The following is a 14971-nucleotide window of genomic DNA, read 5'->3' on the forward strand; positions in this document are numbered from 1 at the left end:
GAAAAGGGCGCAAACTATTCTTTCAGCTTGCACCCCACAATATAGCTACTAGCACCCTAATTATTGATTAAGTTGTAACTCAACGACTATGTCCAGAATATGCTGTTCATCATCTTCATTTTGTTGTACGCCGTCAAAGGTTACTACTATCTTCTCAATTTCGTGATCTATATTAACAGTCATAGCAAATGTAAATTTGCCTTTCTCTATGCAGCTACACTCTTTCATGAAGCAACAATGTCTCTGATTGTGGTGTGACTCTGCATGAATCATTCTTTCTTGAATGAGTGTTTTGATATCTTCAGGCAGCTCTGTCATCTCTAATGTAACAAGAGTGGTTTTATCTGCCTGTTCTTCTGCCTTCATATTATCTAAGAGACCTAATACAAAGGAGAGTTTTGTGAGTTTTGCTTTTATACCCCCGCATCTGCCACCAGCATGATGCATATGTCTAAATAGTTTATGATGCATACCATTACCTGGACAATGATTAGTAAATTCAGTAGTGCTTTGATGTTTTACTTTCTTTCCTTCATAATCTACTTCGGAAATGATATTTGCCTTAGTCTCCATTGTTACTAGGTTTTTTTGAAATTCGTTTTTAACATAAAGAATCTTTGCTTGGTCTTTTTGTACTTCTACTGTTGCCACACCATTGATAACATCTTTATCCCGTAACGTCTTAACCACATCATACAGAAATTTGAGTTTGTTCATCTTTTTAATAAGCCCCCTTAATTTGTTATGAGCTTATTATAAGAAAAGACTTTAAACTGCTTCTAAAGCATTTATAAAAATTTTATAAAGTTTTAATAAAACCTTTGTAAAATATACCAATCAATCCTGGTGGAGATACTCAATGCCTTTTAAAACAGCACAAAGTAAGAAAACCACGAAATCGTGGTTTAATAAGTATTCTGTCTTTAAGTGGTGGAGGCGATCAGCACTTCTGCAAATCCACCCATTTTCAACATGTAGCTCAGTGTAAATAACCTCCTCCGTATCACTGGTTACTGGGAATCGTTAACGTGGTGACAACAACTGTAAAGCCTCGTTTTTCGGCACCGGTCGGCTAAAAAGATAGCCTTGAGCAAAGTTGCAGTGGATTTTCGCTAAATATTCCAATTGTTCTTCCGTCTCCACACCCTCAGCGACGACTGTCATTTTCATTTGATGCGCCATATCTACAATAGTACTGATAATTGCCTTTTTAGAACCAGGGACCAAGATCATATCGATGAAGGATTTATCTATTTTTAAAGTCTGAACTGGTAACCGCTGAAGATACGTCAAAGACGAATAACCTGTGCCAAAATCATCAAGCGCTAAACGCACACCCATCGACTGCAATTCTTCAAGCTTAGAAATGCTGTCTTTAAACGAGGCAATTAAAACATTCTCGGTAATTTCAATTTCAAGCTGGTGTGGCAAAACACCAGCATTAAGCAGGGCATCACGTACACTGTCGATAAAACGATCAGCACATAATTGATGTGGTGACACGTTAACCGCTACGCAGATGTTTCCCCACCCATTATCGGCTAATCGCCGGGCAAACTGGCACGCCTCCTGGAGTACCCAATCTCCGATGATATTGATAAGTCCGCTTTGCTCGGCCAAAGGAATAAAACGTACCGGCGGTATAGACTCATGTTCCGGACTATTCCAGCGAAGTAAAGCTTCGAATCCCACGATAGCGCCGTCAGCAATATTTACTTGCGGTTGATAATACACTTCAAACTCATTATTTCCTACTGCGCGGTGCAGACTTTTGGTAAGCATCATCTTTTCATAAGCCACTGCCTGCATTTCCACATCGTAGAATTTCCAGCAATTCTTACCGGAATTTTTAGCAAAATACATTGCGTTATCAGCGTTCTTAAGGATGCCCTCAGCCGTATTATCATCATCGGGATAGATAGTAACACCAATGCTGGCCGATAGATGAAATATTTCTCCGAAAACCTCAGTATTCTGGCAGAGTGCGTGAATTACTCCATCGGCAATAGTTGCAATGCATTGCCTATCTCTTTTCCCAGGCAAAATTACCACAAATTCGTCTCCGCCAATGCGCGCAATGATGGCATTTTTCCCCACTTCCTTTGCGATGCGTTTCCCAGCTTCAACTATAATTGCATCACCATAAGTGTGCCCTAGTGTATCATTCACCGTCTTAAGATCATCTAAATCGATGAATAGAACCCCCCCTGTCGACATACCGCGACGAGCTTGCTCCATCTCCCCCTCAAGCATTTCATTTAAATGTGCGCGATTTGACAAGCCAGTAAGCACGTCGGTGTAGGCAATGCGACGAATCTTTTCCGTTTGATGACGCAAAGTAGCCTCAGCCTGCTTTTGTTCGGTGATGTCTTGAGTCGCCCCATACCACTTTATGATCTTGCCAGCGGCATCCTTTACGATATTCCCTTGCACAGCGACAATTCGCACTTCGCCATCCCTGCGAATAATACGATGCTCATACGTCCTTTTCACCTCAGATGTCTTAAACATCCAGGCATCATCTGGGTGTACGAATTCTCTCCAGTACACCTCCGGAGTCATGAATGCACCTTCTCGCGCTACATCAGTACCAAAGATAGCATAGAACTCATCACCAAATTCGAAAAGTCCCTCCTCATGGTGATATTTCCATGGTCCTAGATGGGCTAGTTCTGCCGCCAGCGAGAGCATCTCCCGACTATTGTGCAGAGCCGCCTCCATGGCTTTACGTTCGGTGATATCCTGATTGGCACCATAACACTTTTGAATCTTCCCCTCGTTATCTTTTTCTGTATCAACCCGGACAAGAATAGTGCGTACCTCGCCATCCCGCCGTATTATACGGTGTTCAAATTCAGCAGTATAGTGACGTTCTGTGGTCATACGCATCTTCTCTACTTCCATCGCTATAATGCAAACATCATCCGGATGCACGAATTTCCTAGCATATTCATCCATAGTCATAAATGAACCTTCCCTAGCCACATCCGTGCCATAGATAATGTAAAACTCATCATCAAATTCGAGAAGGTTTTTCTCATTATAATATTTCCATGGCCCCAGATGGGTCAATTCTGCCGCCAAAGAGAGAAGTTTTTTACTATTGCGCAAATCTGCCTCTACTTTACGATCAGTAATATCATTTAATATCGCCATTATAGCTTCGTCGTCCATAAATTTCTCATCATTGCAAATGATACTTTTATCACAAGAAAGAGCCAAAGCAAGCTTATTGATAAGCTTGCTAAATCGCTCTTCGTTTTTCTTGAGCTGCTCCTTCATCCTGTAATACTTAACCAGCAGCCAAACAATTATCATAACCAGTACGCATATAACATACGTTCCGGCATAACCAAAATCAAACTTCACTTTAGTCCCCCCGTTTTTGAACCATCGGTACTATGCAAAAAGACTTATGTAACCAGTTAATCCAATATTCTTTTACTAATTTATTATGTATTGTTTAATTTTTCGGATCTATTGCTTTCACCAGCTTGTTTGCGGACTTCCTCAGCTAAAAGTGAAGTTTGGCTAAATCATGGAACAAATAGAGGCAAGCTCCCGCTTGCCACATAAAGGTAATTTTAATTCATCTGGCAACCTGGCAATCATAGACATTATATCCTTAGACCCAAAGCTTTGCGTCCTTATCTTTCGACAAGTTTGCCCATATATTTAGTTAAACCAACAAATTTTTATCATTTTTGCTATTATTTTATAACTTTTTTACTTATTAGTCAATTATTTCAATTTAGGTCAATTATTTCCTAAACCCAGGTGGGGGTGAAACCATATCTATACCAAAACTACACGCAGTAAAAAACCCATGAAATTTCACGGGTTCTAGTCATCTCAGGATTTAGTTGGTGAAAGCGATCCGCAACCTTACAAATCCGCTATGTTATTTCTTTCGACTAACGCCTGCACGGGGCTGAAATTAGTCTCCTGAATTCAACCCGACAGAACTTATAATCCGTATATTCGCTTAAGGTCAGCTGCTACATCGGGAATACGCGTAGAAAACTGGGGGATGACGTAGCCTACGTAGATGGGCGAGGTAATGAATCGAGGCATGACTTTGGCTGTTATCTGTCCTCGTATATGGTAGAAGAAGATATTGTAGCTGTTACAGTGACGATTGAAGTGGTGGAGAAAGTAGTGGGCGCAAATTTGCAGGTAGTCCGCCAGTCGGTCGAGTTGTTTGAGATCGGTGAGCTTGATGTTTAGTTCAATGAAGCCAACCAGAGGCTTATCAGCAATAGATAGTTCAGCACCGCCGTTACGGCTAATGACGATACCTTCGAGACTAGCCGGGGGAATATTGACAGTATAGTCGACGTGGCGAAGGCCGACGATCTGCATATGGGGATGACGAATGGATCCACCCGAGCTAGGGCCATGGTTTTTGAAGAACAGTACCGAAGAAAATTCACCGTCGGCTATCATGTCCAGCCACTTCTCGACGCCAAAGCGGATGACTCGGTAGAGGTGCTCCTTTGGGTAGAGCGACAGTTCGGATGAACAGTCATCAGTTTCAATGAGGACGGTCTGGTAGGTATCTCTTAGTACCGGGTATTTGTTGGCGATGAGGAGTACAGGCCCGTCTTCTGCTATGATACCCTCAAGTTCGTCGCGATTACAGAAGGGGCATTTATGGCCGTTATCGACAACAGTCACCGGTTTGGTTCCGCCAATCTTGGTGTCAAAAACGAGGTGGATTTGCTTGGGGGTCATTGCTAAGCCTCCTTGTAGACCAAAGTGTATTAATTTTTTCTATTATACCATACCAAGAACTTTCCCCAGATAGCTACGCCCGGGTGACCGGGAAAAGTTGCAAAAAGAACTGAAGTTATCACATAAAGTCGACGTTCGCGTTGTAGACTCTGAATCAAGAACAATCACCTAGCAGGTGTCATCTCACTGTTTGCCGACTAGGAAAGAAACACGGGGACAGGTTAACTGTTTTAGAAAACATAGTACCTGTCCCCATGTTTTAATTATAACGATTCGGCGTTCTTACATTTTTCACTCAAGTTCTTTTCTTAGGTAACTTGACGAATATTCACCATAATAATCAGGCGATTAATAATATGAGTGGGTTTTGCCATACAAACAAAAACCCATTCCAGCATAAGTACTGAAATAGGTTGGGGTTCGTTACACTTGCGAGGATCTTTTTAAAGGTGCGTTAATATCTGGAGCTATGATACTATTTTGCTCTCCTGCTTATTCAGCATGATTTCCAAAATTATTTTATCGGTATCTATCGTTCCTTCGCTACCAATCCGACATAAGTTTTCGATTGAGTGCAGGGGACTTGTTTCAATAATGCCATCAGTGTGCCTGATACCAAATCCCCTTATTGCCAGTAGTGCTGATTGCACTGCTGCACCTGTACAAGTCGCAACTTTCAGAGCACAACCCGGTTTTGCGCCGTCACACAGCATTCCAGTTACATTTCCCAACATATTTTGTATCGCCATTTTAACTTCTTCTAGACCGCCTCCAAGTAAAGTGGCAATTCCACAGCTTGCCCCTATACAGGATACAATTGCGCCACAGATTGCAGACAGACGCCCAAATTTTGCTTTTATGTATATAACAATCAAATGGCTTAACGTAACAGCCCGCAGGATTTTTTCCTCCGAAGCCCCTAGTCGTTCACCAACGGCTACAACTGGTATAGTTGCAGAAATCCCCTGATTACCACTTCCCGAGTTACTAACTACGGGCATCGGGCTTCCAGCCATTCTGGCATCCGTTCCAGCTGCCGTTAAAGACATAGCATAATTTACGATGTCATCCCCTAATATCTTTAGTCTAATATTGCTTTGCATGGTTCTACCTACTTGTAGTCCATATGGATTGCGAAGGCCTTCTTCGGCAATCTTCCTATTGAGTTCAATACTTTGCTTAACAATCTCCAAATCACTAAGATTAACAGATAAGCAAAAATCCCAAATTGATTCAAGATTTAGAAATCCCATTGTTTTTTCACTAGAAATCTCACAGATATCAATGGGTTCTGCTTGAAATATAACCACTCCGTCTACTTCAATACTACTAACTCTAGTATGATCATCGGCAAGAATAACCTTGGCACAGGATTTCGTGGTTTCAATATTAACTTCAATATATAACTTCTTGCTAGAATCAGCAATTTGGACCTTAGTAATACCTTGTGCAATTAGTGCTTCTGCCTTTTGGATGTCGCTATCGATAAGCCCCGACAAAACTTCCAGTTTCTTTTCAGGATCTCCAGCTACAATACCTAAGGCAGCTGCCATATCAACACCACAGTGATTGGTTCCAGGAATGGTAACCCCCATGGCATTCTTTATAACGTTTCGGCTGACAGATACATTAACGAGAGTTATATCTGCTCCGCGAGCATATTTCTTAGCTAGTGAGGCGGCAAAAGCTACTGATATCGGCTCTGTGCACCCAAGTGCAATTACAAGTTCATCTGATAAAAGTTTACGAATTCTTTTTTGCTGATCCATCTATACTCCTCGATCCAAACAGTTATTCGAAAAAAATCTACTGTTTTGACTGTTTTGCAGCTAATATACAATTCCCTTTAAACATAGGTAAATAAAGATAATCATAACTTATGGGCTTTCTTTAAAACCTTGAGATTTGCTCAATCCGTTCTCCTGTATGTACTGCATGAGTAAATCGGCGGTATTGCCAGTAATCTTTAAGCAATTACGAAGATGTTCCTTAGTCTCGAATGGATGAAGATTGAGTAATCTACAACAAGTGCCACCAAAAGCTTCACTAAATTTACAGTAAAACTCTTCAGAGGCGCGATAAGCAGGTTCCCGGTTTTGATCTTTATGAGCCCGGCCTTGCAGTACGCCGAGTACCATAATGGATGCAGCTAATGCTCCGCATACACACCCAGCGTGCCCCATCCCCCCGCCAAAACCTGCGCCCATCTTTAACGCATCGTCACCTAATCCAAGGGCTAAATTTTCATTAAAAGCACGTAAAATAGCCTCAGCGCAATTATAACCATCTCGAAAATTCTGACCTGCTTGTTGTTTAATACTCTGCACAATTACGTCGCCCATTTAACGCTCCCCCCGCCCTATTCTTCGTATGATTGAAAATCCATCCCCATATTGGGTATATGCTCAATTACAGTATATGGTAACCCCATGAAACATTCAACCACTTTATTTACTTTGCCGAAAGATAAAAACATAACATTCTACTTTTCTTTAAAAATCCCCGTTGTACATTCTTCCGAATTACAAAAAAACTATACGAAAGAGCTGTTTTTTCCGCTAGCGTACTCTGCGGCCCCTTTTTAAGCCTTTCTCCAAATTGCCAAAAGACTTAATAAAATAACCTATTTACTTTACTTAACATAGTATATAGTACAATAAAAAAAGGAGGCCTATCATATGGCAAATACCAGATTATCTCCGCCTTGGTATACTTTTGCAAATGAAATCAAATATACCTATGGCTTAAGCCCATATATTACCGTATATGACTTAGAAGTTGAAGGAGATAAATATACCTTACCCATTAAGGTAACCAATAATAACGATATTGCAACTGCCTTACGTAATGTTCTTCCTCTTACCCATAAAATTGGTAATATAACCATCGACATTGTAGTTCTCAACAGCCGTGGCCAAGTTGTACCTGTTACCAATAAATCATATACTCCGCAAACATTAGCACAAACATTTTGCACTGCCTTATATAAAAACCCCTTATTCATTGGTACTGTTTTAACAGCAAAAAAAATACCCCCCCTTATGGAATCAACTATTGGCGATGTTGTAATTGTTATAAGAAGATCTGTTGTTCAATTCTTTAATGACGATATTAGTGATTTATGTAGTAATTATAATGAGGTAGCTTCTAAAGTTTTCGGATTAGTTACCAATTTAAATTACCGTCCACGCTTAAGGATATCTTTCTCCTCCTATGATCCAGACTGTCAATTGCAAAAAAACATATATTGTAAAAATTACTGTGACTCATATTAACAATCATTTAATACTGTAACTATACCTGCTCAAAACAGTGGCATATTCAGCACCTCAGTTCTCCTACCATAGCGACGCTGATAGGATAACATTCAACTTAAATTCCTCATAACTACCAGAGAACTCCTGCCAACTACGGCAACTTTGGCAGGAGTTCTACTTTTCCCTTATGACATTATACAGTTCTCCATAGCGGATGATATTCATGAGCTCGATCAAACCCATTACTTCGCAGTAAAAATCTGCTCACTTTTGAAAGTACCTATAACCTACACCCTTTTGACTATTAGATACTCTCAATATATCAAACTATAACTCATCCAATTTATTACAATTTAAGATATTTATAAATCAATAGGAAATATTTTAACTTATGTAGAAGGCTATAAAAGAGCGGTACATAATTCTATTTGCATTAACCCTAGTGGGACTATATATACTAAAATAAGGACGCGCGTGTACGCTTCTCTCAGCTAAAAGAGCTTTTTTGACGCACCTGATATTTATATTTTCAGCTTAATCATGAGGGGTAACTGTGATGTATACTGGTAAACTTCTAAAAAAATATATCTTAATAACAGTTGGCTGCCTATCACTGGTTCTTGGTATTATTGGTATCTTTATTCCCCTTCTGCCGACAGTGCCATTTCTCTTACTTACTGCCTATTGCTTTACCCGTAGTTCAAATCGGATGTATAATTGGCTGATTAACCATAAAACATTTGGCAGCTATATTTATCATTATCAAACCTACCGATCTATCAGTAGGAAGAGTAAACTACTGGCGCTGACTTTCCTGTGGGTATCACTTGGTTTTTCTATGTTTTTGCTGCCCAGCCTATATCTCCACCTCCTGTTAGTCACTATAGGCACAGGAGTTACTTTGTATATTCTTTCCTTACGGACTTTAAAGTAATGCAGTAGTTTGTTTTTTTCCTTTTTCGACTTAAAATAGGTGACAAGCGGAGCATTGGGGACGGTTTGCTGTGCAGCTCTCGAGACAATAACTAATACACCCGGCTGATTCTATCTTTTCTACCAACCCCAAGATATCCTGTGTTTCTGTAAAAATAATACACTGAAAAACGCTTGCCATAAACTACATTGAAAGCCCTTACCCACACATATATCAAAACAACTAGATTTTCCATTAATTTAGAAGCAATCCTCCCTTGTAACAATAGAATGATGGGACAGGTACTTTGTTTTAAAAAACAGATACCCTGTCCCTTGTTTTATAAACAAACCACTAGTATTTAAAATAGCCTAGCAAGGGCAATACCTAACCAAGTGGCGACAAAACCTGTTATCAAATTGAAAAAGACATTATAAAGCGCTATTGTTGTACTTGCCTCTTCAAGCAGTTTGAATGTTTCATAGCTATAAGAAGAGAACGTAGTAAGACCACCTAGAAAGCCTACTGTAACTAGTAATCGCCAATATGGATTTACTACAAATTTTTCAGTGGTTATTACCATAAACATGCCGATTATAAAGCATCCAGCCACGTTAACGATAAGAGTTCCATATGGAAAGCCTGATCCGAAGCGTTCGACAGCCCAAGAGGATACTAAATATCGCGTTGAAGCTCCAATTCCTCCCCCAATTGCCACTAATAACAATTTTTCCATTGATTTCTCCTTCCTTACTGCAATCGATACATTATCTTATAGGTGGCTTATGCCCATATTTTATCACTTCAATATCATCTATGGTTACTAACCCTTCTTTAACAACCTCATCTAAAAACGGCAAGATTTTGGCAATATATTCTTCACTATCAATTATCTCAATAAGAATTGGCAAATCACTTGATAAATCAACGATATTAGCTGTATGAATACGACTGTTAGCACCATAACCCATTATACCTCTAAAAACTGTAGCTCCCGCCATATCTAATTCTTTTGCTTTCTCAACAATTGCACTATATAGTGATCTATTTTTCAGATGATCTCCTTCCCCAATATAAATTCTGAGTCTTTTAGCATTACTTGTTATTTTCGGCATATATTATCCTCCTATTTTGATGATTGTTTATCTATTAAGGCTAAGCTACTACTTTATTACAGCTACAGGTACTTTGGAGTAGGTTACAACCTTTTGCGCTACACTTCCGATAATTAAACTCTTAAAACCACCATTTCCCCTTGTCCCTAATACTACTAAGTCGGCTCTTCGGTCATAGGCGTACCTAACAATGCTTTCAGCTGGATGCCCTCTTAGAATTTCAGTTCTCAAGGATATATTAAGGAAATTAACCTTTTCCTCAACCTTTTCTAACAGCGGACGAAAATATTTTTCTCCGTCCTCATAGAATTCCTCAATTTCACTAACCGTCGGGCTAAATTCAGGGGGTTTAACTACCGAAACAACTACAATATCGCTTCTAATCTTTCCTGCTAAATCAATCGCCCAATTTAGCGCTCTTTCACTTTCTGAAGATCCATCGTATGCAACAACCATCTTCTTAATTTCCATGTTCTACACTCCGCTGCACCTTATTAGCTGTTTGATCAGATAAGGTCTGAACTATTTCGGAAGGAACAGGGAAAAACCACTTTTGCGCAATAATTGTAGGTATAACTGCACTTAATATTACTGCAGCAACTAAGACACTATACTGATTACTATCAATATAGTTATTTGTTAAGCCATATAGTGCCGAAATAGTCCCGAAAGTGAGTCCAGTGCTCATTAAAAGAGTAGTATATATCCCTGTCGTTTTCTCATATTTAAAAAACTTTGTTGCCGGTAATACACCAATAAATTTGGCTGCCATCTTTATCAACAGAAAGAGCAGAATAGATCCAAACATTGTGTATAACGCTGAAGGGTTTACTAATACACCAGCCTTAATAAAATAAAAAGGAGTAAATGCTGCAAAAATGATGGCCCTCATTTTATGAAGGGTCTCTTTGTAATATTTAAAAAATCGTGCCATTGCCATACCAATGATATATGCCGGCAGAACCGCCTCACTACCACTGATAACGGCTAAATAAGCCAGAGCCAGGAGTATTAAAAAGATAAATTTTATCTCAGGCTCACTAACGCGTCCTCCATACCACTCAAAAACCTTCTTAGCAACCGGTGTCACCAAAAAGACAGTAACTACTAAAACGACTGTAAACCAAACTACCTTCATAGAAAAACCAGTAAACAAAATACCAAGCGCCACTACTGTTCCAAGATCAGTAATAAAACAAGCTGCTAAAATCGCTTGCCCTAATCGGCTAGATGACAAACCACTTTCCACCATTACAGCATAAACTACAGCTACTGATGTTGTAGATAAGGCAATCCCCGCAATTTTAGATGCATTAGCATCCCAGCCAAATACGTAATATGCAAACCCCATACCTCCGAGGAATGGTAATAGAAAAGATACAAAACCGATGACTAAGCTTTCGGTCATATTTTCTTTAAGGCTGTCTGGATCTATTTCTGCCCCGGCTAAGAAAGTCAAAACAACAGCACCAAATCCAGCTAAAAAAGTAACCCAGGGAGTAATTTCGATATTCAGAGCATTACCGCCGATGACTCCTACTGCAATTTCCATTAATGCAACAGAAATGCCAAGTCGGATTGAGAATACAGTTGCAATGAGAGCCAATAGCACCCACTGCGCCGCGATAGCAAAATTCTGCTCCATGTACTTCACTCCTTTACGTTTGTCTACTTTATTACCTTCTGTAACAAAGACCTAAGAAGTATAAGTTCCTCCCGCATATCGTGAAGATTTTTCCTCCGTCGTTTCGCATATTCTTCACCTAATGTAATTACTAGTTGCAAACACCACACCTTCTTGTAATGTTCCTATTCTTTTACTTAATATAAATTCCATTAAATCATTTTTAACATCTAGAATTTTACTACTTTTAATTAATGATTCGTCTGCATTACATATATCGTCAATAGCTAAGTTACATTGATTGAAATCTGCTCACCATATCAAATTACTGTTACTATGGAAGTGAGTGGTACAATCACAGTAGGGATAATAACATCAGTTAAAGTTTGTTGTACTATCTTATCGTGTAAGTTCATTCTATAATACCTCTACTTAATGGTATAAAAAAACAGACTCCTACCAGCAAAACTGGTAGGAGTCATCACTGCAAAGCAGATTTATGGCGAACTCCATCGCCCAAAACTATTCATTTATAATTATTATATCAGTATCTCAAACAATGCGTCAAACTATCAGTCAACAAATGAAATGCATATAAAAAATATCCTTATCTTGAAAACGTCACGACACAACCTAAACAAATCCTTTATATAGCCAATATACGATGGAGTGCTATTTTTCTTCTTAAATTTCTTGTATATTTCTATTGTCTCAATTGTTACAGTTCCATCCTGTAAGACTTTATCAATGTATTTTAATAACTTATTAATCTCGGATTGCCTCCCGACAACTTCTATCAGTAACGGTAGCTCGTTTACTATAGCTATTATTTTAGGTAAATATAAGCGCTTACTTGCTCCAAAGCCTGATATTCCTTTATATACATTAATCTCCGAGCAACCAATTTGTCTAGCATTTCCAGCAATCAGATTAGCTACGTTACATCCATTAAACTTATCCGTTGTTTGAAGGTAGATACACAGCCTTTGAGGATTATCTGTGTTCAATTGTAATCCCCTCCTAGATACTTATATTGTATGCCTTACATTGCAAAATAAGTTATCTTTTATTGACTGTCCATTGCCTCTTCCAACGGTTAATCAAATTAAATATTTACTCAGTGGATTTCTAAATACAGCTAAAGATCCAAGCTCTGCCTCAATCTCTAAAAGCCGATTATATTTTGCAACTCGCTCACTACGACAAGCAGAACCAGTCTTTATTTGCCCACCGCCCATTGCTACGGCGAAATCGGCTAAGAAGGTATCTTCTGTTTCTCCAGATCTATGTGATATTACATAACCCCAATTTGCTTTACGACATAGGTTAATAGCCTCGATGGTCTCGGTTACCGTACCGATTTGATTGAGTTTAATTAGCACCGCATTAGCGCTTTTTTCTTCAATACCACGACCTATGAACTTTGTGTTGGTAACAAAAATATCATCACCAACAATTTGAATCTTATTTCCTAAAATCGATGTATGTTCACGGAAACCATCCCAGTCGTTTTCATCAAGACCATCCTCAATTGATACAATAGGATACTTCTCTATCCAAGCCTTGTATAGCTGCGTCATCTCACTACTTGTTTTTTGGCCTTGCCCAGACTTAGATAAGCTATACATACCTTTCTCAAAGAAAGAACTAGCTGCAGGATCAAGTGCAAGTGCAATATCTTTCCCTGGAGTAAAGCCGGCTCTTTGAATAGCTTCAATAATGACTTCGCACGCTTCATCATTACTTTTTAGGTTTGGCGCAAAGCCACCTTCATCACCAACATTTGTGATGTAGCCCTTCTGTCCAAGAATTTTCTTTAAGGCATGAAAAGTCTCAGCACCATATCTAAGTGCCTCTGCAAATGTCGGAGCACCAATTGGCATGACCATGAATTCTTGAAAATCCACACTGTTATCTGCATGTTTTCCGCCATTTAGGATATTCATCATCGGTACAGGTAATGTAGTAGCAGGTTTACCACCCAAATATGAATATAAAGGTAGACTTTCCGCCAAGGCAGCAGCTTTAGCAATTGCCATCGAAACTCCTAATATGGCATTTGCACCCAAGTTTGCCTTCGTTGGAGTACCATCCAAATCTAGCATGATTTTGTCAAGCTTAGATTGTCTAGTAACATCCTCGCCGATAAGCTGAGGTGCTATTTTGTTGTTTACGTTAGCAACGGCACGCAGAACACCTTTACCACCATAACGATTCTTATCCCCATCTCTAAGCTCAAGTGCCTCATTTTCCCCGGTAGATGCCCCAGATGGAACAGAGGCTGAAGTCACTATTCCATTATCTAATTTTACATTAACTCTTACTGTAGGATTACCACGTGAATCAAGGATTTCTAGCGCATTAATACCAACTATTTTTTTTGCCATTTCTCTTCCTCCTATTATGAGATCCTGAATTAGCTTAAAAGCTTGGATCACAACTGTAGTCTTAGAAAGTTCTTAAGAAAAAAACAGACTCCTACCATAAATGGTAGGAGTCATTACCGCAATGCGGGGTTATGGCGAACTCCATCGCCTATTGCTATTAATTTAGTAAAATTATACCAATTCGTAGCAAAGTCGTCAATGTTATATATTTTATTTATACAATTTTTTTAATTAGATAACAGACTATTATACTTTCACATGTCATAGGGGACGGTTCCGAGCGACACGTTTCCTTGGCTAACTAACTTATTAATTTTATTAATAAGTTAGTTAGCCAAGTCCTAGATAAACACAAATAGCACTTGTTCCCTGACAAGTGCTATTTTGCTTCAATATGTATATAATTCAAATTCTTCCTTAACGCCATTCTTACAATTGCTAACGTACGTTTTCGTCCCAGCTTCGTAATTGCATTTAGCATGACTAAATGCAATATTATCTATAGAATAGAATAATTTAGCTGGATCATCACCAAGTAACCATGACTCTTTATGATCAATTGTAAAATCATCGATGCTATCTATTCGCTTCCCACACCTAAAGCATGTGTCCATGTTGCACTTTTTAGCCAATTCATACAAAAGAAGCTTATTCAGCCTAGACTTAGCGGTGCTTAGTTTCTCCCCGAGCACTTGTTCCATCTTTTTTGTCCGCCGCTGATAAGACTTTAAGCCATCCTCAGGAGTATTATGTCTAATCTTGTTGGCGTGAATTCCTGTGCAGCTACGGCTACAGAAGAAGTATTCTCTTCCCTCTTTTTGCTGTCGCCTGACTTCTTTGTCTACTTTTTCAAATTCAATTCCGCATAAGTGGCAAATCACTTTCATAAAGCAAAAACCTCCACCTAATATACATAGATCTAACATCTATTATACATCAGG

14 protein-coding genes and 3 riboswitches are annotated in these 14971 nt (G+C 39.1%); of the genes, 2 read left to right on the top strand and 12 right to left on the bottom strand.

Annotated elements, in window-relative coordinates; translation table 11 throughout:
• Positions 1-60 precede the first annotated feature (60 nt).
• The 5 genes from V6C17_RS04685 to V6C17_RS04705 all read right to left on the bottom strand — a co-directional run bounded on the left by V6C17_RS04685 (position 61) and on the right by V6C17_RS04705 (position 7076).
• Positions 61-717: a hypothetical protein gene (locus V6C17_RS04685; RefSeq protein WP_333521387.1), complete on the bottom strand. Its 657-nt coding sequence runs from the start codon at positions 715-717 to the stop codon at positions 61-63.
• Positions 718-1023: 306 nt separating this feature from the next.
• Positions 1024-3369, bottom strand: a complete 2346-nt coding sequence (locus V6C17_RS04690; protein ID WP_333521388.1) for a sensor domain-containing protein — start codon at positions 3367-3369, stop codon at positions 1024-1026.
• A 223-nt stretch (positions 3370-3592) separates the two neighbouring features.
• A riboswitch (cyclic di-GMP riboswitch) is annotated at positions 3593-3678 on the bottom strand.
• Between the two features lie 288 nt (positions 3679-3966).
• Positions 3967-4734: a DUF4931 domain-containing protein gene (locus V6C17_RS04695; RefSeq protein WP_333521389.1), complete on the bottom strand. Its 768-nt coding sequence runs from the start codon at positions 4732-4734 to the stop codon at positions 3967-3969.
• 467 nt (positions 4735-5201) lie between these two features.
• Positions 5202-6503, bottom strand: coding sequence for an L-cysteine desulfidase family protein (locus V6C17_RS04700; protein ID WP_333521390.1), 1302 nt, complete (start codon positions 6501-6503; stop codon positions 5202-5204).
• A 108-nt stretch (positions 6504-6611) separates the two neighbouring features.
• Complete coding sequence (locus V6C17_RS04705) at positions 6612-7076, bottom strand: C-GCAxxG-C-C family (seleno)protein (protein WP_333521391.1); 465 nt, start codon at positions 7074-7076, stop codon at positions 6612-6614.
• A gap of 336 nt (positions 7077-7412) precedes the next feature.
• Here V6C17_RS04705 and V6C17_RS04710 point away from each other — a divergent pair, with 336 nt between their 5' ends.
• Together V6C17_RS04710 and V6C17_RS04715 are read left to right on the top strand one after the other, a co-directional pair.
• A complete protein-coding gene (locus V6C17_RS04710; RefSeq protein WP_333521392.1) occupies positions 7413-8009 on the top strand; it encodes a hypothetical protein in 597 nt (198 codons plus the stop codon).
• A gap of 538 nt (positions 8010-8547) precedes the next feature.
• Positions 8548-8925 (top strand): YbaN family protein, encoded by a 378-nt coding sequence (locus V6C17_RS04715; RefSeq protein WP_333521393.1) that lies wholly within the window; start codon positions 8548-8550, stop codon positions 8923-8925.
• Between the two features lie 340 nt (positions 8926-9265).
• Here V6C17_RS04715 and crcB read toward each other — a convergent pair whose 3' ends face one another.
• The 7 genes from crcB to V6C17_RS04750 all read right to left on the bottom strand — a co-directional run bounded on the left by crcB (position 9266) and on the right by V6C17_RS04750 (position 14917).
• Positions 9266-9640, bottom strand: coding sequence for a fluoride efflux transporter CrcB (gene crcB / locus V6C17_RS04720; protein WP_333521394.1), 375 nt, complete (start codon positions 9638-9640; stop codon positions 9266-9268).
• 31 nt (positions 9641-9671) lie between these two features.
• Entirely contained in the window at positions 9672-10019 is a 348-nt protein-coding gene (locus tag V6C17_RS04725; RefSeq protein WP_333521395.1) for a DUF190 domain-containing protein, read from the bottom strand.
• 48 nt (positions 10020-10067) lie between these two features.
• Positions 10068-10490, bottom strand: coding sequence for a universal stress protein (locus V6C17_RS04730; protein WP_333521396.1), 423 nt, complete (start codon positions 10488-10490; stop codon positions 10068-10070).
• Positions 10480-11664 carry a cation:proton antiporter gene (locus V6C17_RS04735; protein ID WP_333521397.1) on the bottom strand — a complete coding sequence of 395 codons (1185 nt, stop codon included), beginning with the start codon at positions 11662-11664 and terminating at the stop codon, positions 10480-10482. The genes V6C17_RS04730 and V6C17_RS04735 overlap by 11 nt, the downstream gene beginning before the upstream one ends.
• Positions 11665-12108: 444 nt before the next feature.
• Positions 12109-12169, bottom strand: a riboswitch (Fluoride riboswitch).
• A 46-nt stretch (positions 12170-12215) separates the two neighbouring features.
• A complete protein-coding gene (locus V6C17_RS04740; RefSeq protein WP_333521398.1) occupies positions 12216-12650 on the bottom strand; it encodes a DUF190 domain-containing protein in 435 nt (144 codons plus the stop codon).
• A gap of 93 nt (positions 12651-12743) precedes the next feature.
• Positions 12744-14030: a phosphopyruvate hydratase gene (gene eno, locus V6C17_RS04745; protein ID WP_333521399.1), complete on the bottom strand. Its 1287-nt coding sequence runs from the start codon at positions 14028-14030 to the stop codon at positions 12744-12746.
• Positions 14031-14127: 97 nt separating this feature from the next.
• A riboswitch (Fluoride riboswitch) is annotated at positions 14128-14188 on the bottom strand.
• 231 nt (positions 14189-14419) lie between these two features.
• Positions 14420-14917, bottom strand: a complete 498-nt coding sequence (locus V6C17_RS04750; protein WP_333521400.1) for an HNH endonuclease — start codon at positions 14915-14917, stop codon at positions 14420-14422.
• Positions 14918-14971 lie beyond the last annotated feature (54 nt).

This window comes from Dendrosporobacter sp. 1207_IL3150 (assembly GCF_036763085.1).
Lineage (GTDB): Bacteria > Bacillota > Negativicutes > DSM-1736 > Dendrosporobacteraceae > JBAIYU01.